General features: G+C 48.1%; 20 protein-coding genes and 1 pseudogene. 16 read left to right on the forward strand and 5 right to left on the reverse strand.

All coding sequences use genetic code 11. The annotated features are described in order from the left end of the window. Window positions 1–150: 150 nt before the first annotated feature. The 6 genes from pduL to AB4124_RS20750 all read left to right on the forward strand — a co-directional run bounded on the left by pduL (window position 151) and on the right by AB4124_RS20750 (window position 6,232). Entirely contained in the window at window positions 151–723 is a 573-nt protein-coding gene (pduL, locus tag AB4124_RS20725; RefSeq protein ID WP_076324923.1) for a phosphate propanoyltransferase, read from the forward strand. 307 nt (window positions 724–1,030) lie between these two features. Beyond that, window positions 1,031–2,590 carry a tRNA (N6-isopentenyl adenosine(37)-C2)-methylthiotransferase MiaB gene (gene miaB / locus AB4124_RS20730; RefSeq protein ID WP_076324922.1) on the forward strand — a complete coding sequence of 520 codons (1,560 nt, stop codon included), beginning with the start codon at window positions 1,031–1,033 and terminating at the stop codon, window positions 2,588–2,590. Window positions 2,591–2,690: 100 nt separating this feature from the next. Further along, window positions 2,691–3,140, forward strand: coding sequence for a RicAFT regulatory complex protein RicA family protein (locus AB4124_RS20735; RefSeq protein ID WP_071220156.1), 450 nt, complete (start codon window positions 2,691–2,693; stop codon window positions 3,138–3,140). 166 nt (window positions 3,141–3,306) lie between these two features. After that, window positions 3,307–4,092 (forward strand): NUDIX hydrolase, encoded by a 786-nt coding sequence (locus tag AB4124_RS20740; protein ID WP_071220157.1) that lies wholly within the window; start codon window positions 3,307–3,309, stop codon window positions 4,090–4,092. 70 nt (window positions 4,093–4,162) lie between these two features. Then, a complete protein-coding gene (locus AB4124_RS20745; protein WP_076324920.1) occupies window positions 4,163–4,720 on the forward strand; it encodes a cysteine hydrolase family protein in 558 nt (185 codons plus the stop codon). Window positions 4,721–4,777: 57 nt separating this feature from the next. Next, window positions 4,778–6,232 (forward strand): nicotinate phosphoribosyltransferase, encoded by a 1,455-nt coding sequence (locus tag AB4124_RS20750; protein ID WP_441974197.1) that lies wholly within the window; start codon window positions 4,778–4,780, stop codon window positions 6,230–6,232. Window positions 6,233–6,311: 79 nt separating this feature from the next. On the opposite strand, the gene AB4124_RS20755 is transcribed toward AB4124_RS20750, so the two are convergent. Then, a complete protein-coding gene (locus AB4124_RS20755; protein ID WP_441974031.1) occupies window positions 6,312–7,112 on the reverse strand; it encodes a hypothetical protein in 801 nt (266 codons plus the stop codon). Between the two features lie 213 nt (window positions 7,113–7,325). Here AB4124_RS20755 and AB4124_RS20760 point away from each other — a divergent pair, with 213 nt between their 5' ends. Both AB4124_RS20760 and AB4124_RS20765 read left to right on the forward strand, forming a co-directional pair. Beyond that, window positions 7,326–8,324: an NADPH:quinone oxidoreductase family protein gene (locus AB4124_RS20760; RefSeq protein ID WP_076324917.1), complete on the forward strand. Its 999-nt coding sequence runs from the start codon at window positions 7,326–7,328 to the stop codon at window positions 8,322–8,324. A 92-nt stretch (window positions 8,325–8,416) separates the two neighbouring features. Continuing rightward, window positions 8,417–8,944, forward strand: coding sequence for a hypothetical protein (locus tag AB4124_RS20765; protein WP_441974032.1), 528 nt, complete (start codon window positions 8,417–8,419; stop codon window positions 8,942–8,944). Between the two features lie 211 nt (window positions 8,945–9,155). Here the strand turns inward: AB4124_RS20765 and AB4124_RS20770 are convergent. Next, window positions 9,156–9,374 (reverse strand): annotated as a pseudogene (locus AB4124_RS20770) (transposase); the annotation flags it as partial. A 251-nt stretch (window positions 9,375–9,625) separates the two neighbouring features. Then, entirely contained in the window at window positions 9,626–10,144 is a 519-nt protein-coding gene (locus AB4124_RS20775; protein ID WP_339266151.1) for a MogA/MoaB family molybdenum cofactor biosynthesis protein, read from the reverse strand. 107 nt (window positions 10,145–10,251) lie between these two features. On the opposite strand from AB4124_RS20775, the gene AB4124_RS20780 reads away from it, so the two are divergent. The 8 genes from AB4124_RS20780 to AB4124_RS20815 all read left to right on the forward strand — a co-directional run bounded on the left by AB4124_RS20780 (window position 10,252) and on the right by AB4124_RS20815 (window position 18,706). Further along, complete coding sequence (locus AB4124_RS20780) at window positions 10,252–11,304, forward strand: CobW family GTP-binding protein (RefSeq protein ID WP_076324914.1); 1,053 nt, start codon at window positions 10,252–10,254, stop codon at window positions 11,302–11,304. A gap of 127 nt (window positions 11,305–11,431) precedes the next feature. Beyond that, a complete protein-coding gene (locus AB4124_RS20785; RefSeq protein ID WP_076324913.1) occupies window positions 11,432–11,770 on the forward strand; it encodes a four-helix bundle copper-binding protein in 339 nt (112 codons plus the stop codon). Window positions 11,771–11,977: 207 nt separating this feature from the next. Beyond that, window positions 11,978–13,198: an ROK family protein gene (locus tag AB4124_RS20790; RefSeq protein ID WP_441974033.1), complete on the forward strand. Its 1,221-nt coding sequence runs from the start codon at window positions 11,978–11,980 to the stop codon at window positions 13,196–13,198. Window positions 13,199–13,765: 567 nt separating this feature from the next. Then, complete coding sequence (locus AB4124_RS20795) at window positions 13,766–15,181, forward strand: vWA domain-containing protein (RefSeq protein WP_441974034.1); 1,416 nt, start codon at window positions 13,766–13,768, stop codon at window positions 15,179–15,181. Between the two features lie 416 nt (window positions 15,182–15,597). Then, on the forward strand, window positions 15,598–16,488 hold the full coding sequence (locus AB4124_RS20800) for an ABC transporter ATP-binding protein (RefSeq protein ID WP_441974035.1): 891 nt from the start codon (window positions 15,598–15,600) through the stop codon (window positions 16,486–16,488). Beyond that, window positions 16,488–17,216 (forward strand): hypothetical protein, encoded by a 729-nt coding sequence (locus AB4124_RS20805; RefSeq protein WP_441974036.1) that lies wholly within the window; start codon window positions 16,488–16,490, stop codon window positions 17,214–17,216. Before AB4124_RS20800 ends, AB4124_RS20805 begins: the two co-directional genes overlap by 1 nt. Window positions 17,217–17,295: 79 nt before the next feature. Beyond that, window positions 17,296–17,760 (forward strand): hypothetical protein, encoded by a 465-nt coding sequence (locus AB4124_RS20810; RefSeq protein ID WP_076324908.1) that lies wholly within the window; start codon window positions 17,296–17,298, stop codon window positions 17,758–17,760. Between the two features lie 43 nt (window positions 17,761–17,803). Beyond that, a complete protein-coding gene (locus tag AB4124_RS20815; RefSeq protein ID WP_441974037.1) occupies window positions 17,804–18,706 on the forward strand; it encodes a protease complex subunit PrcB family protein in 903 nt (300 codons plus the stop codon). Between the two features lie 161 nt (window positions 18,707–18,867). Here the strand turns inward: AB4124_RS20815 and AB4124_RS20820 are convergent, their stop codons facing one another. After that, on the reverse strand, window positions 18,868–20,970 hold the full coding sequence (locus AB4124_RS20820; RefSeq protein ID WP_441974038.1) for an ABC transporter ATP-binding protein: 2,103 nt from the start codon (window positions 20,968–20,970) through the stop codon (window positions 18,868–18,870). Continuing rightward, on the reverse strand, window positions 20,971–22,728 hold the full coding sequence (locus tag AB4124_RS20825; protein WP_430106721.1) for an ABC transporter ATP-binding protein: 1,758 nt from the start codon (window positions 22,726–22,728) through the stop codon (window positions 20,971–20,973). Window positions 22,729–22,901 lie beyond the last annotated feature (173 nt).

Genomic DNA, 22,901 nt, shown 5'->3' on the forward strand with positions numbered 1-22,901 from the left:
AGGATAACTTTGACAATCCTGTTGCAGAATGCTCATGAAACGGAAGAAGGCGGCCTGAATCACCCGGGTTGCCTTTTTATTTTTGGGTAATAGAGAGTATAATAGGTGATGGCATGTACAGCATATAGAGAAAAACAAGGAGTGAGACAGATGAGTAAAACTGTACCTGTGGGTGTATCCGCCCGCCATATTCATTTAACCCAAGAGCATATTGAGGCATTGTTCGGCCCTGGATATCAGCTTACAGAGTTCAAACCATTGTCCCAACCAGGACAATTCGCAGCCAACGAAACGGTAGCGGTCATTGGAACGAAGGGACAATTCGATAAAGTAAGAATTTTGGGACCTGCACGTCCTGCAACCCAGCTGGAAATTTCCCGCACGGATTCCTTCGCCATCGGTGTAAAAGCACCCGTACGCGAATCCGGAAACATCGCCGGTACCCCGGGTATCACGATTAAAGGCCCGGCAGGTGAAGTAACGGTGGACGAAGGTGTTATCGTAGCTGCTCGTCACATTCACTTCCATACGTCCGTTGCGGATCAATGGGGGATTAAAGACAAGGATCTGCTGAAGGTACGCTTAGGCGGCGAACGCGGTCTTGTACTGGAGAATGTCATTGCCCGCGTATCCGATAATTTTGCGCTCGACATGCACATCGATACCGATGAAGCTAACGCTGCTGGCGCCAAAACCGGAGACACTGCTGAAATTATTGATTAATCCATAGCTTCAGTAAACCTTTATGAACATACTGTATGTGTCACGCATGTGCTGCTGTTAAGCGATCACAGCTGGAAGAGCCTGAGTCGATTCACTTCGATTTCAGGCTCTTTTTTGAAATTTCCCAAGGGTTTAAATGTTTCGGGAAGCCAATTTGAAGGAGAAAGTTCATCTGTTAAGGTTTAGCCTCAATAACGCCAGGGTGGTAGCTTAGGCAATAAGATCATGATATAATTTAAAACAGTGCCTATTTAAGATATTTTGTCATGTAAACCAAAGATTTTGCGGATCTAAGGAGTGACCAAGCATGTCCAAAGAAAGTAAGGACTACTCCAAGTATTTTGATTTTTCAGGAGCCAAAGTTCTCTCGGAAGATGAACACGGGAAGAGAATTCGCATCAATGGCCGGGAAATCAACATCCTTTCGGAGCCTAATCATAGACAGGAAAAACAGCGCGGCAAGCAGAGTGTCGAAGTATTGTATGATACTGAGCTGCCGGAAGAGTTCCGAAGCATCGGAGCTGGCAAGCATTATATTGTGTATACGTTCGGATGTCAGATGAATGAGCATGATTCCGAGACGATTAAGGGATTGCTGGAGCAGATGGGCTACCAGGCAACCGAGGATCGGAAGCAGGCGGATATCATTTTGCTCAATACATGTGCCATTCGTGAAAATGCGGAGGACAAAGTGTTTGGCGAACTCGGCCACCTGAAGCATTTGAAGATCGAAAAGCCGGATATGCTGCTTGGGGTTTGCGGCTGTATGTCGCAGGAAGAATCGGTTGTTAATCGAATTCTCCAAAAGCATGGCTTCGTGGACTTGATCTTTGGTACGCACAACGTACATCGTCTGCCTCACCTTATTCAGGAAGCGCTCTTCAGCAAGGAAATGGTGGTTGAAGTGTGGTCCAAGGAGGGCGACATTGTTGAGAATCTTCCGAAGAAGAGAGAAGGTCTCCGCGGCTGGGTCAACATTATGTACGGCTGTGATAAATTCTGTACATATTGCATCGTTCCATACACCCGCGGCAAGGAACGCAGCCGGCGTCCGGAGGATGTCATTGCTGAGGTTCGTGAATTGGCCCGGCAAGGGTATAAGGAAATTACGCTGCTCGGTCAGAACGTGAACGCCTACGGCAAGGATTTTGAAGATATCGAGTACCGTTTCGGCGATCTGATGGATGATATTCACAAGATCGATATCCCACGTATTCGCTTCACGACATCCCATCCAAGGGATTTCGACGATCATCTGATCGAAGTGCTGGCGAAGGGTGGCAACCTGGTCGAGCATATTCATCTGCCGGTACAGTCGGGCAGCTCCGAAGTGCTCAAAAAAATGAGCCGCAAATATACACGCGAGACGTATTTGGAACTGGCCCATAAAATTAAGAAGGCAATTCCCAATGTAGCGTTTACCACCGACATTATTGTCGGGTTCCCCGGTGAGACCGATGAGCAGTTTGAGGAGACGCTGTCTCTTGTGCGAGAAGTAGGTTATGATGCTGCTTATACGTTCATCTATTCTCCTCGCCAAGGAACACCGGCTGCAGTGATGGAGGATAATGTGTCGATGGAGGTCAAGAGCGAGCGGCTTCAACGTTTGAATGCAGCCATTAGTGAGTACAGCCGCCAGAGCAATGATAGGCTGCTTGGCGCTACGGTGGAGGTCCTTGTAGAAGGTGTCAGCAAGAACAATGATTCCATGCTGTCGGGACGCACACGCACGAATAAGCTGGTTCATTTCGAAGGCTCAGCGGATCTCATAGGCAGCTTCGTGAATGTACGAATTACGGATACGAAGACCTGGTATATCAAAGGGGATATGATCCCGAACACGATTCCTGCCTCGGATGCGGTATAATAGAGAAGCACAGCATTCAAATGCAGCATTGGGCCGCGAGCAGAATGCGGCTGGTGCTGCATATTCCCATATAGATGATGAAGAATTGGAGCGATGAACCTTGGCACATGATCATGTTCGTACGAACACATACGGTATGTCAACTTACAACACTCGTGAATTGATTATACGTGACGATATTTTAGCAAAAGCCGGCGAGCTGGCTGAATTAATATCCACCAGTGAAGAAGTTCAGATGTTTAAGCAGGCCGAAGAGAAGATCCAGAACCACGAACGGGTTCAAAACCTGATTAAAACCATTAAGAAAAAGCAAAAAGAAATCGTAGCCTTTGAAACGTTCCAGAACAAGGACATGGTTGCCAAAATCGAACGGGAGATCGAGGAACTGCAAGAGGAGATTGACGGTATTCCGCTCGTGATGGAATTCCAGCAAAGTCAAAGCGATATTAATTATCTTCTTCAGCTGGTCGTGTCCGTGATTCATGATACCGTTTCGGAAAAAGTGAATGTGGAAACAGGAAAAGATACGCCGCCAAGCAGCTGCGGATAGATGAAACGAGGTGCGGAATGGATGGTTCCGCACCTTTTCTATTCTTGCTACATTATGCACAGAATGAGAATGAATAGGGCATAGTACACTTATAAAGAGGATGAGGTCAGGAAATCCTTGACATCATCTTTAAATATGTCATAATGAAATTATCAAAATAATAGTTATGGTGATGGAAATGACGGATCGCGAACAGGCGCCAAAGAGCAGTGCCAAGAAATACAGAACACCGGATGGTGTACCCGCCGATATCGTGATGTTTACCTTGACGAAGCGGGAACGGAAAACCTTCACCAAGACATTGCCCATACGTGAGCTTAAGGTGATGCTGATCAGGCGAAGATCATGGCCATGTGCGGGGATGTGGGCACTCCCTGGTGGATTTTGCCGTGAGAGTGAGTCTATTTACGATGCCGCCAAACGGGAACTGAAAGAAGAGACCGGGGTGGACGGCGGTCACTTGGAGTACTTGGGCGTTTACAGCGCACCGGGACGGGATCCAAGGGGCTGGATCATCAGCCATGCATTCTATGCGTTGGTAGAAGAATGGATGCTGGAGCACCGCCAGGCTGCCGATGATGCGGAAGAGGTGGGTCTGTTTACTGTAGCGGAAGCTCTGGAGGAGCTGGAGCTTGCTTTTGACCACAGGGATATCATTATGGATGCGTACCGCAAGATTCAGCAGCAAATGCTGCAAACGACAATTGCACGGCAGTTTTTACCGGAGCATTTTACACTGAGTGAGTTGTACCAGGTCATTCAGACCGTCGTGCCCGAGTTCAACGAGCCCAATTTCATCCGCAAAATCACATCGACCCGCAGCAGGCAGGGGATACTGGAAGAAGCCCGTGATGAGAACGGCAAGCCGCTAAATTCCAATCAATATTCCCAACGGCCGGCCCAATTGTATCGTTTTACGGATCATGCACCACTGCTATCGATTTATACGTAGGAATGGAATGGATTCACCCGCTGTTATTTTATCGATCACATTAATCATGTTGAAGAGGAGTGTGTGTCAGATGAAAGCCTTGATCGTGATAGATTTCACGAATGATTTCGTGGATGGCAATCTGCCTGTAGGCGAACCCGCCATCAACATTCAGAACACAATCGCGGAGCTAACCAAGTCATACAGTGATCGTGGTGATTTTGTTGTAATGGCCGTGGACCTGCATGAGCACAATGATGCTTATCATCCCGAAACCAAGCTGTTTCCTCCGCATAACATTCGGGGAACCCGGGGGCGGGAATTGTACGGTGAACTTCAGCAGGTATATGAGGAACGCAAGGACACCATTTATTGGATGGACAAAACGAGATACAGCGCATTTTGCGGTACGGATCTGAACCAGAAGCTGCGGGAACGCGGGATTACCGAAGTCGATCTCGTCGGAGTATGCACCGATATCTGCGTTCTGCATACTGCAGTGGATGCTTATAATTACGGATACCGGATTACGATTTATGAAGATGCCGTCGCGAGCTTTAATCCGGAGGGACACAAGTGGGCTTTAAGTCACTTTCAAGGCAGTCTCGGGGCATCGGTCGTGCGAAGTAAGGAACTTCTTAATCAATAGACAGCTTGAACCACCCGGAAGCCTAGATGAACCGGGTAACAGTGGAGGATGATCGTGATGCTGACAGCAGGATTAGCACTACATACGGACAAATACCAGATCAACATGATGTACGCTCACTGGATTAATGGCTCTCATCGTACGCGTGCGGTGTTTGAGGCGTATTTCCGCAAGCTGCCATTCGGTAACGGATACGCGGTTTTTGCCGGTCTTGAACGGATTGTACATTATATTGAATCCTTGCGTTTCACGGAGGATGATATCGCGTATTTGGCCAAACAGGAAGAGAAGTATAAACCTGAATTTCTAGAGGAGCTTCGCCGGTTCCGTTTTCATGGAAATATTCATTCCATGAAAGAGGGGGCGCTGGTATTCCCGAATGAGCCGCTCATTCGGGTTGAAGGGACCATTTTTGAAACACAGCTGGTTGAAACGGCACTCTTGAACTTCATGAACTTTCAAACCTTGATCGCCACCAAGGCGTCCCGTATCCGTCAGGTTGCCAGCGGCGATACCTTGCTGGAGTTTGGCACAAGACGTGCACAGGAAGCGGATGCCGCGGTTTGGGGCGCGCGTGCTGCGTATCTGGCCGGTTTCCATGCCACATCGAATATGCTGGCTGGCGAGAAGTTCGGAATCCCGACGAAAGGTACGCATGCGCATTCCTGGGTGCAGACCTTCCGGAGTGAGCAGGAGGCCTTTGATATTTTTGCCGAGGTGATGCCGGATCAAGTGACGCTGCTGGTGGATACCTTTGATACGTTAAAGAGCGGGATTCCCCATGCCATTGTAACAGCGAAGAAGCTGGAGGCTCAAGGGAAGCGGATGAATGCTATTCGTCTGGACAGCGGGGATTTGGCCTATCTGTCGATTCAGGCACGGAAGATGCTGGATGAGGCTGGTCTTCATTATGTTGGCATTGTGGCATCCAATGATCTGGATGAGGGAACGATTCTGGATCTCAAGGCACAGGGGGCTAAAGTGGATACTTGGGGCGTGGGTACCCAATTGATCACGGCAGCCGACCAGCCTGCGCTTGGAGGCGTCTATAAGCTCGTGGAGCGGGAAGTTGACGGCAAGATGGTGCCGACTCTCAAAATCTCGGGCAACCCCGAAAAAGTATCCACACCAGGCAAAAAAGAAGTATACCGCATCATATCCAAGGGAAGTGGCAAAGCGATAGCCGATTACATCTGCTTCCCGGAAGAAGAGATGCCGCCGGAAAACGGGAAATTAAAGCTGTTTAATCCGCTGCATCCTTACATGCGCAAGAATGTAAAGAATTTTGAAGCGGTGTCCATGCTTGAACCGGTGTTCCTGAATGGCGAACTGGTGTATGAGTTGCCGAAGCTTGAAGAGATTCGCAGCTATCATGATGCTCAGCTGGATCAGTTCTGGCCGGAGTATCTGCGGAAGCTTAATCCGGAAATATACCGCGTTAATCTGAGTGAAGAGGTCTGGGAAGTGAAACATCGGATGATGGCCGAGTTCATGGAACAGCATGAAGAGTAGGTTATAAAATACAGCAATGAAAAAGACGCTTTCCCAATCTTGCCGCTTGGCAGGAGAAGGGGCGTCTTTTTGTACTCGGCTATAGGTCAAGTCGATCCACTATACTTCCGTTTACGTCACGTGCGGTGAGATGAACCTTGTCCTTGTTCTCTAGCATGTCGGGCTGGCGTTCGTAATACCAAATGTACAAATCTTCACTGACATCTGGCCTCAGTTGTTGGTAGGGTATGGTATGTGCCGACTGACCATTTACATGAATCTGAATGGGTTCTGTGCTTCTATACAGGCCAAATACGAGTGATGAATCCATGCTTGTCTCCGAGAAAACGGATGGAGAAGAGGGATTCTCGGCAGAAGGGTATAATGTAGATACGGCGGACATATTCCATCCGAACCATCCTTTGGTATAGGTGGATAATTGTAGTCCCAGTCTAGAAGTCACCACGAAAGAATAAGCCTTCTCAGAGGTTAATTCGGATTGTATGATTTCAGCATGATCAATGCTGAAAGGTGTTTCAAGAAAAGCATGTTTCTCGTTGAATACCGCCGCTTCGATCGAGCGGTGTGTGCTTGTGTATTCGTAGATCCCTGTTATCAAAATGAAGAGGAGGCCGATTAGTACGTACACTTTGAGACCAGGCCGGGTAATTAAAGGGAAAACCCAGAAGACTAGTCTAAACAGCGTTAGAACGAGACCCAAGCTTAGAAAGAAAACGAGAAACGAGCCGGCAATGCCCCCTGATTGTGTATGTATACCAAGGAATCCAAAAACCTGGCTGATCGGTTTATAGATGATCGGTAACAGAAGTAGTGTCACCAGAGTGAGCAAGAACGAGAAGCGGTAGGATCTACGTTTAGATTCATGATCAAAATGAGTCATAACGTGGATTTCAACTCCTGCTGATAATTTTTTTATGAAAGTATTCATTTTCCATAATAACATAATTCTGATTATAAAGAACGATAACTGGATCATTTCTCGGAAAAGCGCATAAGTCGCCATATTCCGAGAGCATGTATAAAGCTTCGACATATTCATAGTGCAGATCCAAATTGCTTTACAGCACCTAAACTAACCCAAGGAGTGATATGTGTGGACAACGAAACCGAATTTCAGGCCTACGTGCTGCGTCAAGATGAGCAAGGGGTTCGCGGCAGTGTGGAGAACATGAGTTTGAAGCAGCTGCCCGAAGGTGACGTTATTGTGCGGGTATTATACAGCGGGGTCAACTATAAAGACGGTCTAGCCAGCATACCGGAGGGGAAAATTGTCCGCCGGTACCCGTTCATTCCGGGTATTGATCTGGCAGGGACGGTTGTGCATTCCGCTCATGCTGATTACAAGGAAGGCGATGGCGTTCTCTGTACCGGTTATGAATTAGGGGTATCTCATGAAGGTGGGTTCAGCCAGTACGCACGGGTTAAGGGAGAATGGCTCGTCCCGTTGCCGCAGGGTTTGTCCCCGCGTGATGCGATGGCTATCGGAACCGCAGGTTTTACGGCTGCATTATCGATAGAGGCCTTGATACGGAATGGACTGCGACAGGAACAGGGGGCCGTTCTAGTTACGGGGGCAACAGGGGGCGTGGGCAGCTTCGCGGTCTCCATCCTCAGTCAATTAGGCTATAGCGTAACAGCATCCACAGGCAAATCAAGTCAGAGGGACTGGCTCTTAAAGCTGGGAGCCCATGAAGTGATATCCAGGGAAGAGGCTGCGGCATCCTCCAAGGGGGCCATCTCTGCCGAGCAATGGGCAGCGGTGGTTGATCCGGTCGGTGGAAACCAATTGGGTTCACTGCTGAAAGGCGTGAAATACGGCGGGAGCGTCGCCGTTTCCGGCATGACGGGCGGCGGTGCTTTTGATTCGACGGTGTTTCCGTTTATCCTTAGGGGGATCAATCTTCTCGGAATCGATTCGGTGTATTGTCCTATGGCCTTCCGCCGATCGGTATGGTCGAAGCTGGCCGATGAATGGAAGCCCGCATCTGTTCTTCAAGAAGGAATTACAGAATACGGTCTACACGATCTGCCTGAAGTGCTGAACACCATTCTGCAGGGCAGGGCGGTTGGAAGAAGCGTCATCGCTCTATAATATTACCTTGATTTCTCATACGCATAATGTTCCTCATCCTCAGGCATGCTAAGGGAAGGCAACCTCTGACACCTAAGGAAGGGTGAGTGAACATGAATTACCGCAGAATCGTTACCGCTTTATTGCTTTGTTCCATTCTTGCCATATCGGTCGGTTGTTCCAGGCAGGTGGCCAGGGACGAGGCGCGCTTATATAACATGAGGGCTTACGAGGAAGGTTCCAGGGAGGCCCGGATATCGGGGCGGGGCATGAATGGAAAATTCCTTGCGGATCTCAAGGCCTCATTCAATCAGGTGGGCATGCCGCTGACCAATGAAACCTATGCGGAGGACAACGTAGGCAACATCACGTATCAATACCGGATCAATTATGATGCAAGCCAGTTTATTACCGTGTATGTCTATCAGGATCAAGCGGCCAGGGAAAAAGGGATCAAGGAGATATACGGCGTTACAGAAGGGGATGCCAATGCGGCCGGCGGGCATAACCTGATCATGAGCGACAAGGAAACGTCCATCGTATATACGTCGACGGGCGACAAAACGGATAACTATTATGACCAGGTCAAAAAAATAGGGCCCTCCCTGCTTGCCAAACATCAACGACGCGCCAGCAGTTAGAGTGGAGAGAAGTAGCTGTCCATAAGTAGGTTTGCTCACTTGACGGGCGGTTCGTCAGATAAAAAATGTGTCAAATGAAGAAATGGCGGTGCTCAGGATGTTATCCTTGCACCGCCATTTCTTGCTTTTCGGTCTTTGTCGCTTGCTTGAGTAGATTATGGGCAAGCGAAAGCCATCTGACATAGGCTCACTTTCGTCAGTCCTCGAAGCAGAAATACAAATAATAGTGTTCCAGTTTGGCGATCTGACGAGAGAAATAGATTCGCTGTGTGTAGGCGTAAATGATGACTTTGGTGAGCATCTTGGGATGGTAGCTGTCTCGCCCGCCACCGGGATAGGCGGCCGAAAAGATGCGGTCATCCAAGTGGTTGACCGCTTCATGAATGATGCAAACAAGATGATGAGGTGGAATGTCGTCCTCCAAGTCCAGTTTCTTTTCGTATGTCTAATGTGGGGATCTGCACAACTTAGCGGAGAGGACGAAACGATTCCGGACAAGCGAGAGCGGTCGCCTTTGTCCTCGAATTTCATCCTTGCTTAGAACCGTTCCAAGAAATTTGGGGGCAACAGCGATGGGAGGAACGATTCGTACACGGAGCGTCTCCTAACAGAAAAAGGGGGCATCCCGCCAGATCTAAGAACTTTTGGGACACCCTCTTTAGCATGTTAAATTCGCTGTTATTATGATTTGTGTTTATCCAGCTCATATTTGATGTGTCGCAGCTCAGGCAATAGAATCCGGTTCATCGCAAGCTTGACGGCTCCGGTCGAACCTGGCATCGAGAAGACGGCCGTGTGGCTTAACGTGCCGCCGATCGCACGGCTCAAAATGGCAGCAGACCCAATATCCTCGGTAAAGCTTAGGAAGCGGAAGATCTCGCCGAATCCGGGGAGTTCCTTATCAAGCAGTGAAGATACGGCTTCATAGGTGGTATCCCGGCTCGATATGCCTGTACCGCCGGTTAATAGGACGACATCAATCTCCGAATTGCTGACCGCGGAATAGATCGTTTCACGGATTATTTCATAGTCGTCTTGGACAATGCTGTAAGATACAACGGCATGCCCGGCTTCTTCAAGCAAGCCGATCATCAGTTTACCGCTCTTGTCCGTGTCCTTGGTCCGCGTGTCCGAGACCGTAATCACCTTACAGTTCACGGAAGCGGGGGATTGCTGTTTATGCTCTTGCGTTGAATTCATAGAAATGACATCTCCTGTAGTAGTTAATGGTGGTGAACTTGCAGTAGTCGGATGAAATGTAGTACACTCGCTAGCATAATCATGATGCACGCAAAGGAGTATGGAACGTGGAGCATGTAACACCCATTTATATTTTATCAGGTTTTCTTGGCAGTGGAAAAACGACATTGCTTAGCCGTCTCATTACCTGCTTCAAGCAGCAGGGCTTGCGGCCGGCCATTGTCATGAACGAAATCGGCGAGGTCAACATTGAAGGGCTTGTCGCCGGTGAAGAGGTACCAACGGCAGAGATGCTAAGTGGCTGTATTTGTTGTACCATTCGATCCGATTTATCATCTGAAATTGCGATGCTGATCCAGCGGGAACAGCCGGATGTCATCGTCATTGAAGCGACGGGGATCGCCAATCCGATGGAAATCCTGGACGCAGCGGCAGAAGCTTCTTTATACATGAGAATCGATGTGAAAAAGCTGATCACCGTCGTGGATGCCGCGCATCTGCTGCATTTGAATATAGAGCAGAAGGGGAAGACCTATCGTTTGATGCAGGAGCAGATTCGCGCCGCCTCGGCGCTCGTCCTCAATAAGATGGACCTGGTGAACGATCAGGACAAAGAGACGATTGAGCAGCTGGTTGAACGTTGGAACCCGTATGCTCCGATTATCCCTGCGGTACGCTGCGACTTGAATCTTGAAGATCTGCTGCAGAGCGGTTCACATGGACAGAATGAGCATTCGCATGTACATGGTCGAGAGGACAGGGATGTCCATGAACATACATACAAGCAAGAGCACGCTAACAGCCATGAACATGCGCACAATCGTGACCATGCCGACAACCACGACCATGGTCATGCTCACGATTCTCATGATCATGTGATGTCCTACACCTACTATTTCAGCCATGCGGTAAACAGTGTGGAATTCGAGCGATTCATAGCTGGGCTGCCAAGGGATGTGTACCGGGCTAAAGGCATCCTCACCTTCAATGATACCAACAGCCGGTTTCTATTTCAGTACGCCTTCCGGGAATCCGATTTTATGAAAATTACGCCCCAGGGTCAAGTACCGGATGTGGTGGTATTTATCGGGGAGCATTTCCAGAAGTCGCTGCTGCGAGAGCAGCTTGAAATGCTGGAAGGGAAGATAAGTCGGGCATAAGTCACAGACTTGCCTGATCATTTTTGGGCAATTGTACTGGGGTCTTTATGGCCCATGTTTGATTCAGAGGGCAGTTCAAAGTTTAATACAAAGGCATAGCGTAATAACTACAAGGAGGATCTACCCAATGTTAAATGAACTCAAATATAAAGAATGTATTGAAGCATGTCTCCAATGTATGAACGCTTGCAATGTATGCTATGTATCCTGTCTGAAAGAATACGAACTGGCCATGCTTCGCGATTGTATAACGCTCGACAGAGAGTGTGCCGATATATGCGCGTTTGCGGCTCAAGCCATGTCACGGAAAAGTCCTTACGTTAAGGAAATTTGCGAACTATGCATCAAGGCATGCCTGGCTTGTGCGGAAGAATGCGGGAAGCATGATCACGAGCACTGCAAACAATGTGCCGACGCGTGCCGGAAATGTGCCGACGCATGCCGCGAAATGCTTAAGCACATGTAAGTTAACTATCGTAGTACGATATAACAAAGCCTGATTTCCGAAGCGGGAAATTAGGTTTTTTAGTTGTAAGTTGGGTGTCTTCAGGTTCGGTGAACTGACTTTTCTCCACGAGATCAACTGGAGGAATTTTACTAACTTCGTATTTTCCCCTATGATAGATGTGCGAGGAAGGTAAGTACAATGAATGGTAAAGAATGAGGTTGTAACATGAATAATTCAGTTGGAAAAAACAATCGGTATGTCCGAAATATGAATCGTATCGGCATTATCGGGCTGCTTCGCGATTATGGCAGTTTAACGAAAGCGGAAATCGCAGCCAAGATGGACTTGACGTTTACGGCGGTTAACAATCTGGTGGAAGAGCTGATGAAGGAGCGATTGATCATTGAAGCCGGGTTATATGATGACTCCAGCCGCGGCAGGAAGCCCAAGCTCATCTCGTTGAATCCCGCCGATAAGTATTCGGTCGGCGTTCATATTAGCGCAGCCTCCGTGCGGGCAGCGGTCATTAATTTGCAGGGAGACATGTTGTTCACGAAACATTGCTCCTTTGAAGATAGCGCCAATCGCGGCAGTGTAGTGAATATTATTATATCCACGATACAAGCTGTACTGGACAAGTCAGGCTTGGAGTCCGAAATTATCGGCATCGGCGTAGGGGCTCCCGGACCGCTTGATCCGTTTCAAGGCAAAATTCTGTCTCCGCCCAACTTACCCGGTCTGCATCAAGTACGTTTAAAGGAACTAATCGAGGAGAATACGGAGCTCCCAACCCATGTAGAGAAGGACGCTAACGTAATGGCACTCGGTGAGCTATGGTATGGAAACGGTCGCCATTTCAACAATCTGGTGTACGTGGATGCGGATATCGGGATTGGGAGCGGCCTGATCATCAACCAGAAAATATATCAGGGTTTCCCCTTAGGAGCCGGTGAGATTGGGCATTGTACGATAGATATCAACGGTCCGCGCTGCACTTGCGGTAATGACGGCTGCCTTGAAGCAATGGCGTCGGGGATTGCCATCGTCCGTAGAGTGTGTGAGGAGATAGGACGTGGGACTGAAAGTTCTCTTTGTTCTTATTTAAATGGTGAGAATCAGAATCTGGATGTAGTCGATGTAATCCATGCCGGGCTGGCTGGAGATCCACTAGCTGCCAATATCCTGCATGAATCGGCATGTTATGTCGGTATATCCCTGGCCAATATGATAAATCTGCTTACACCGGAAACCATCATCCTTGGCGGAGTACTGGCTAATCGTTACCCGGATTTCTACAATCATGTTAATGAAACATCCTTTAACAGAAGCTCGTCCAGCTTCCATAATCAAATGGTGCTGCAGCCCTCAGAGCTTGGAGAACATGCGGGCATCATTGGTGCAGGGACGATTGTGTTTGAAAAATATCTGAATGAAATGAGCGATTAGAGGGAAAAGGACTTCTTCACCTTCATTAATATTAAATAAGGTTTAATAAATTCCTGAATGTTCTTGGCTATGCTCTAGTATTGATTTTGGCAAGGCAAATCCGTGAGTTTAGCAGGGGAGCAAAAACAGCCCGTTTATCCAACGATAAACGGGCTGTTTTTGCTTTTTTAATCTAATTTTGCTGCCGAAGTATATTCATCCTTACCCAAGTCTAGGCATTGCGGACTGTACCGGGCTATCCGGCATTTATTTACGAAGGATCACGGTATGTGCTGGTGGGTCTCTTCATGGTCCCATGGTTATGGGAAGAAAGTCTAATATTTATTTGATTAACCATTATTAGGTGTTAATTACTTGATTGTAGTGTATGATTTTGGAAAGACACAGGAGATCCGGGTCCTTATAACAACACTTAGATTAAGGAGGGAAGTCCGAATACGAGAGGGCAGGTTCCAAATTTCCCTTAAATACAGCTGCACGAGCTTAAAGGGGAGACGTTCATCATGTCCGCTGACCGTAAGCGGTATTTGTTTATGTATCAGAAGATTATTAATTAGAGGTGAGTTGATGTTTCGAAGATCTATCTTCATTTTTATGATGTTAATCTTATTCCTTGCAGGTTGCAGTAATGAAACAGATAAGAATGCTTTAAAAATTCCTGACTCATCGGATTCTACGCAAAGTATTGAACCAGAAAAGAACCCTTCAAACATTCAGACCCCATCAGGTTCAGATCAAAATGAACCCAGCTCAGAAATTCAGAGTCCACCGGACTCTAATCAAAGTGAACCTCAGACTTCCTTGACCGATGAAGAAACATTAATGAAACCACCAGGACGTTTTGCCGGTTCCAATTATGATGTACAGAAAGTTAAGGAAGCTGTGGATCAATTACCGAATGACTTGACTGCTGATCAATATACTGAAGAACTTCTCCTTCTATTGGCTGAAGATTATCGCTCTTATATAACCACTTTCAAAGAATATGACACAGAAGTTAAAGTGGATATTGACCGACCTAATGGAAACATCACATTACCCGCAAGTAGGAAATTACACATTTCGATCCTACTTGATGCCAGTGGCAGCATGAAAGCGCAGATCAATGGCAAATCAAAAATGGACTCTGCCAAAGAAGCTATACAGATCTTCGCAGATAAATTACCTGAAAATGCAGAAGTATCTTTGCGGGTATATGGACATAAAGGAACAGGAAGTCAGAAAGATAAACAAGTATCATGTAACAGTACAGAAGAAATATTTCATGGCCAAGGTGACCAGGCAAATCAAATGAAAACGGCACTACAAGGCGTAAAACCAGCTGGATGGACACCCATTGCAAATGCTCTGGAATCTGTAAAACAAGATATTAATCCCGAGACAACCGATTCGGTCGTATATGTGGTTAGTGATGGAATTGAAACATGTGGAGGTAATCCAGTACAGATTGCCAAAGAACTCAACCAATCCAAAGTGAAGACCGTTGTAAATATTATTGGCTTTGATGTGGATAACGAAGGACAGAAATTGCTTCGACAAGTTGCTTCATCTGGAGGTGGAGAGTTCACTTCTGTAAATAATGACGAATCACTAAAAAATTATCTCAATAAAGCGTATATCAAATTACTCGGCGAGTGGAAGACGTGGCAAATAAAAGGAGAAGGAGAGGCAAATACACAAGTCATACGGAAGCAGGGAGCTATCAATACTACAGAAATGGATATGCAAATTCTAGCGAACAAAGAATATGATAATCTGCTAGCAGCCCTTCGGGTTCTAGAAACTAAATACGGAAATGATATCCCTCACGGTGAGATCTGGATGCAGGTTACTAATCGTAAGAATTTCGCATGGAATTATGCTCGTGATACAGGGAGACGTTTATATGACGAAGTCACTAAAAATGGAAACCAGGTTTATGACGATTACAAGAATGAAGGCGATAAGAATATCGAAGATCTGGAGAATAAGCAAAATAATTAGCGGTTAAAGCAATGTGACTCATGTGAGCCAAAGGTCATGCCGAAGAGGCCATAGGCGCTGCGCTAAACGCAGGCGCCGGATCAGGAGAGATTGAATCGTTTGAAGTGGCAGGTCAACGGGCGCGATGATGACAGCGTAAATGGATTGGGTTAATCAGAAAAGGGTTATGACCAAGGTAAACGTTAAGAAAGAATGATTAACAAGGCGGCCATTAGGCCGCCTTTGCTTATTTTATCTTCCTGCCCGTGACCTACGATGCTTTTTGATAATGGCCTCGTGGCTGGAATAATCGCTGGATATTCATGTCATGTGAGATAACGGTACCTTTGTTCACAGAGCTTGAAGTGTTGTGCTTTCAGGTAAAATAGCTCTACAATACATACAACACCAGATTAAGTGAACAGGAGTTGAAATGTTTGCAAGAGTTGCTGGAATTGAACGGAGTACACAAGCGTTTCGGTAAATTTGCAATCTTACATAACATTACTTGGTGCATTTCCCGAGCCGAGTGTGTTGCTATTACAGGAAGCAACGGCGCTGGAAAGAGCACCCTACTGCATGTAATAGCCGGACTTGCTAATCCATCGGGAGGGTCCCGGGTCGAGTATGAAACCTCCCTTCGCGTCGGATATGTTCCGGAGCGATTCCCTGCGCTTCGATTTCGTCCTTCTGAATACTTGCGCCATATGGCCGCCATTCAGGGGATGAACAAGCAAGAAGCCGAGAACCGAATTGGTGCGATGCTGAATGTGTTTCAGCTGCAGGACATGAAGATGACCCTATGCTCCAAGGGGATGCTGCAAAAAGTCAATATCATGCAGGCCCTGCTTCGTCAGCCCGATCTATTGGTTCTGGATGAGCCTCTGTCGGGACTGGACGAGGCTTCTCAAATGGAGATGATTGGCATTCTAAGTGAAATCAAAAGACAAGGGACAGCCATTGTGATGTCCGTTCACGAGCCGCTGCTTATTGCTTCGCTGGCCGACCGGGTAACGCAGCTCCGCCAGGGGCGGATCGAACGGGACGGAACGCTGGAAGCCGGTTCGGAGATGGGACGGATGAAGCTGGAATTCACGCGTGTTTCTCAGGACAAAATGCTGGAACTGGAACGCCATTCAGGGTTTCACTATTGGATTTCGAGAGGTAACCCTGCATCGATGGTCGTGTCGCGGCAAGTCGCGGATAATATGCTGCTGGATATTTTACAGTCAGGTGGTTCGCTGATACGGCTGGAACCCTGGAGCGGAGAGATGGCAAATCAAGTGAACCCAACCTCTGGTCAATCAAATGAAGGGGAGGGAGCATAATGTGGTCATTGATTCGTTACATGCTTGTTAGTTACACGAGATCCTATCGATATTTCGCTCCGATTGCCTTCATGTTGATATCGGTGGTGTTTATATACTCCTACCGGCCCAATCCGATCATGGACAGTTATGCCGTAACGGCTGCATTTCTGTTTGTTGGCTCAGCTTGGCTAGGTTTGAACTTTCTCAATCATGATCAAGGGCGTCAAACGATGCTCCTGATCGTTCACAGCGGGAAGGCCATACGATATTATGCCGCCCAATATGTAACCGTAACGCTTCTATCTATCCTGTTCAGTTTAATTGCCGTCCTTTATCCAATCGTATTTGGAATGTTTGATAAGCCGATTACATTATCCCAGTTTGCATTGGGTTATCTGGGACATGTGGCATTGTCCTTGCTTGGGATTTCTCTGTCCGTATTTTTTCAGTTTGGTTTTATGGAGAATCAGGGAAGAGCGGCAGGATGGCTGTTAATCGTTATCGTTATTTCCTTAGCCGGGCAATCTATCGTTCAGGATGATCTTGCTGTTTTGAGATTGATTCCTTATGTTCTGCCACCTGTCTCTGTTATGATTGATATGTTCATTCATGCTGACGAGCGTTCCCAGTTCGTGTTATTCATGACGATTGCGTACACGTTCATATACAGCTTTATTTTGCTGGCGGTTTATCTATGGACGGCCTGTCGTAAGGATGCGGCAACCATAATCCGAAAAGTAGGTTGAAGTAGGAGGAATCTTCCTTTACCATAGGGATATACACAAATAGAAACGGTAAAGACAGCCAATACTAGAGGAGGATACCATGAAACAATCTCGACTGATGGATAGTGACCACTCCAAAGAGCTGTTTGCCTATTTCGGATTAGCGGTGTATTATTCACAGGCGCTTGAGCAGCAGCTCGCGAATCTGTTGATGCTGATCAAGCTTTCCCAAGGGAATGTGCCTTCAGAAGAAGATTTCACCCAACTATATCATCGGAAATTAAGCAGCTCTCTGGGCCAACTGGTACACGAGATCCAGCATTACTTTCCATTCTCCGAAGAAGAAACACTTCAATTAAAAGAAGTCTGGAAGCAGCGTAACTACATCGTTCATGATTATTTCAAAGAACGGATTCATGAGACGTTCAGTCCGGCTGGCCGTTCCCGAATGATTCGGGAACTGACCGCATTTAAGGACCAGGCTCAAGCGTTAGAGCAAAAGCTGCAGGGCTATTCTCGCGAAATGTATGTGAAGCTTGGCCTGGACAGCGAAAAAAGCGTGTAAGTGCGTGTTCAAAAAGGTCGATTTTCAGCACCGAGAAGGTTGGATGAAGCTAGGGACGTCAGGAGCGGAGCGTACGTTTTGGGTACGTGAGCACCGGAAGGCCCGGCTGAATTCAAGATTCGATGCCGAGCTGCTTCCTGATTCGCTAGGAATTATCCAAGGGATTAGTGCCGATAAATTCGCTCCGGCCAAAACAATAACGACCGCCCAAGCGGTGCAGATGATTGTGAATGTCGCCGACCTGAAGGTACAACCGAACTATACGGGCCGTTCGTTTGACAGTGTGCCGAAGGATGCCTGGTTCGCGGATGCTGTGAATATAGCGGCTCAGAACGGATTGTCCGTATCCGCAGACATGAAATGGAATGAACCGATAACCCGAGAAGGGTTCGCGACATTGCTCTCGGAAGCGATTCAGAAGACCGGGAATTATCCCGTGGTCATGATGTATCTGCATGTGGCCGACGAGGATTTGATGAAAGAGGAGAGCCGGGGAGCGGTGCAGTTCCTGCTGTTAACCAAGATCGCCGAGCTCGACGCTAACGCCAAGTTCCATCCCGTCAAGAGTTTAACCCGTATTGAAGCGGCAGAGCTTGCGTACAATTCCATTCAATTTATTGAGGAGCATCAGAAGAACATGATACCCGAGAAGCCGGGACAATCTGAACCGGATGTAAGTACAAGCGTCGTTAAGGTGGATGATGCGCAGAATAAAGTCACGGTAACCAAGGAAGACCTACCGAATCCGGGGTATGGCATTAAAATTACGTCGGTCGACTATGTTAGCGATACCGAAGCCGTGATCTACTACAAAGTTCTTCAACCCGATCCGGACAAAATGTACCCGCAAGTCATCTCCAAATCTTCAGATGACGTGCTCGTGCCTTCCAAGTACACCAAAATCACGGTCAAAGCAGAAGCTACTCTTGATCATCCGGCAAAGTAATTCTTGTAATGTACCGCCAGCATACAATGCAATAAAGAAGGCTGTTCCCAAGCGAATGTAACATTCGACAGGGGACAGCCTTCTTTTATTGATATCTGTAGGTATAAACTTCGAAGCCTGGGTCTTCCTGATTTCGCAAGAAAAAACTCTTCTAACTTGGTTTATACATGACCACCAGCCATTTTACTGTTGGAGGCAAGTACCGTCTCCTTACTCTCTGCAATCGGAGCCGTGCTGCCTTGCTGGAGTTGATACATTTTAAAGTATCTTCCGCCCAGGGCCATCAGCTCGTCATGGGAACCCTGTTCCACAATTTCGCCGCGGTGAAGGACCAGAATCTGATCGGCGCTACGGATCGTGGATAAGCGGTGGGCGATGATAAAGGTCGTGCGCCCTCGCTTCAGAACCTCCAGGGCTTCCTGGATTAAGGCTTCCGTCTCCGTATCAATGTTAGCGGTGGCTTCATCGAGAATCAGTATGGCCGGATTGAACGCAAGAGCCCGGGCAAAAGAGATTAACTGTCGTTGTCCGGCGGAGAGCGTGCTGCCTTTCTCCAGTACTGGCTCATCGAAGCCTTGCGGAAGATGAGCGAGCAGCCGATCAGCCCCTACGTCGCGCAGCGCCTGCTCCACTTGTTCCCGTGTAATGCTCGGATCACCCAGGCTGACATTCGAAGCAATGGTGCCTGTGAACAGGTACGGGTCTTGCAGTACAATCCCCATATGCTTGCGGAGCCATTGCTTTGGAATATCGGTAACGGGCTGGCCATCAATGGTAATCGTGCCTTTCTGCGGGTCATAGAAGCGGAACAGCAGATTAATGATGGAGCTTTTGCCGGAGCCGGTATGACCTACAAGCGCCACGGTTTGGCCTTGCTTCGCTTCAAAAGAAATGTTCTTAAGGACATAGTCCTTCTTGTACGCAAACGACACGTTCTGAAATTCTACATTTCCTAAATACCGCGGCATGCTGCCATCCGTTACTTTCTCGCCTGTTTCATCCATCAGCTCAAACACCCGTTTGGCGGAGACGATGGAGGTATCGAGCGCTGCCAGCTGGTTAACCATGCCCGTTATCGGCTGGAACATGCGGCCAAGCAGATCAACGAAGGCGTAGAGGACGCCGATCGAGACGATGCCGGCACCATTTAATGAAGCAGAACCGAAATACCAGAGTACGACTACAAAGGAAACGTTACGCAGAACATTCACCAGATTGTGCGTGGTGAAGGAGTTCAGATTGAGCATTTTGTTCTGATGAGCCATATAATCCGCATTCAGCGCCTCGAACTCGTCCTGGGTCGCTTTTTGGCGGCGGAATACACGAATGATGGCCATACCTTGAATGGATTCATTAATGATGGCATTGATCTCGCTCAGACGGGAGCGGATGACGGTATTGTATTTGGTTGCAAATTTACGGTACAGAATGGTCCATACAATCAACATCGGAATAACAAACAAACTGATCAAGCCCAGTCGTACATCCAGAAGGAACAATGCGACGTAGACACCCGTGATATACACGGCGCCGGAGCTGAAGTTGGATAATACCGCAACGAACAGGTCCTTTACCGCTTCGGTATCATTGGTTACCCGGGAAACGACTTTGCCCGCCGGTAAATCATCAAAGAAATTGACGGGCAGCCGCTGAATGTGGGCGTACACATCGGTGCGCAGCTTCTGAATGACCCGATTAGCTGCCGATTGCAGCCAGTAGGTTCTGCCGAATACCGTAATCATGGAGATCAACAGGCAGATCAGGAACAGGCCGACCAGCTTATATATGTTGGGAAGTTCGGGTTTATAAAATTCAAACAGCTGTTCCTTGGTCAATTTAACAGCCGGATACTGCATCTCCTTCGAGGCGTAGGAAATTGTCATGACACCGTCCTGAAAGGAGCGGTTTCCTTCGGTTCGGGCTACCGGCTCGTTAATGAAGTAAAAGCTGCGGCCAGCCTGAACGAGACGTACTTCCTGTCCTCGCGTCTCGCCTTCAATAAAGCGATCCTCGCGTTTATAATAAGTCCCGTTATAGGATGCGGCATCTTGAGCCTGCGTCGTCTCATAATAAGGCCGTTCGATGCCCAGGATATGCTCGTCAATCATCGTTTTTGCGATGAAGGGACCTGCAAGCTCTGCGGCAACGCCGATGGCCAGCAGAATCAAGGCGGCGATGAAGGTGCCCTTGGCTGTTAAGGCATAACGGAACAGTCGTTTGGCAATGCCGGATTCATTCGATATGGTCGTATCGGTTGGAGTCAATTAAGACACCTCCTCCGAGGTCAGATTGTTTTCTACCTGCTGGCGTTCGAATTGCTCACGGTACCAGCCACCGAGCTCCAGCAGTTCATCATGGGTTCCTTGCTCCGTGATTCGACCGTCCTCCAGCACCACGATGATATCGGCATGCTGAACGGCTGAGAGTCGATGCGTGGAGATCAGGGTCGTCTTGCCGGCGCGTTTGCTCCGGATATTATCGATGATTCTGGCTTCCGTCCGGGCGTCTACAGCGGACAAGGAGTCGTCCAATATTAAGATTTCAGGGTCGCCGATAAAAGCTCGGGCCAGTGAGACCCTTTGTTTTTGCCCACCGGACAACGCCACGCCTTTTTCGCCTACAAGGGTATCAAGCCCATCGGACAGGGTGACCAGATCGCGGTCAAACGCAGCGGTCGTAATGGCCTCCATGATCAATTCGTCGCTGGCATCCTTTTTGCCGAATTGGATGTTCTGACGCACCGTCTTGGAGAACAAAATCTGCTCCTGCGGCACATACCCGATCCAGCCATGGAGCCGGTCAGTCGCCAGCATCTCCATTGGTATATCGGAAATGAGGATTTCGCCGGTTCCGGTAGGGTACTCATGGAGAAGCTGCTTCAGCAGCGTCGATTTGCCGCTGCCCGTGCGTCCTACGACGCCGAGCGTCTGGCCTTTTTGCAGCGTAAAATTAATATGTTTCAAATTATCAATTGTAGAGGTTGGGTAACGGAACGTGACATCTTTAAATTGAATCGTATCCGGAACCTCCACATCTGCAGGGTTCGCGGCGTCGGTAACATCTGGCGGGGTCTTTAAAGTTTCGTTGACCCGATCCAGGGATGCGTTTCCGCGCTGCATAATGTTGATCAATTCCCCGATGGCAAACATCGGCCAAATCATCATCCCGAGGTACATGTTGAACGATACGAGATCTCCGAGCGTGATTTGATTCTGGAACACCAGATACACACCGTAGGCTAAACCGATGACGTAACTGAGACCGATGGAGAAATTGATGGTTGGTTCGAATAAGGCGTCCACTTTGGCTACCGCCAGGTTTTTTCGATATACATCATCCGTAATGTCCTGGAAGCGCTGCTGATCGGCGCGTTCCTGCACATAAGCGCGAACGACGCGCACACCAGCTACGGACTCCAGAACCTGGTCGTTCATGTCACCGAAGGCATCCTGCGCCAACGTGTAGCGTTTATGGATGGCTCTTCCGTAGATGACCATACCAATGGCTATGATCGGCATGGGCAGAATGGCTGCCAATGTAAGCTTCCAGCTGACAATGAAGCCCATGGCGAACAGAACGACAATCAAGTATATGGTGGAGTCGGTCATGACGAGCATCCCGAAGCCAGCAGTTGCTGCCACGGAGCGAAGGTCATTCGTGGCTTTTGCCATGAGATCTCCTGTACGGTTACGCTCGAAAAACGGCGGAAGCATCCGCAGCAAATGGTTCATGTACCGGGTACGGAGCAGGCGTTCCACGAGGTTTGCTCCTCCGAACAAACGGTGCATCCATATGTAAGTGGCACAATAAACGACAGCAACGATGCCGAGAATCATGAGCAGATATTGGACGAGGGACGCCCACGTTATGGAACTGCTGACGATATCGTCAATGGCGTTTCCGAGCAGAAGCGGCGGCAGCAGCTCAACCAGTCCGCAAAAGATGAGAAGCGCAAGGCCGATCAAGTAACGCTTTTTCTCTTGCTTGAAAAACCAGCCTAAATTTTTAAGTACGGCAAACACATTATCCCTTCCTTTCGTAGGTCGTTCCGGCATCATATCATCCTAAAAACCAAAAAAAGCACATCATCCGACGACGGACGATATGCTTCATTAATTTTGAACTTATCATTCGCACGGCGATCATGACTTCCGCGCAACGGTTAGCTGCTTCGTTCTGATCATTCTGGCAACGA

It is taken from the genome of Paenibacillus sp. 2KB_20, from assembly GCF_052115765.1.
Lineage (GTDB): Bacteria > Bacillota > Bacilli > Paenibacillales > Paenibacillaceae > Paenibacillus_AQ.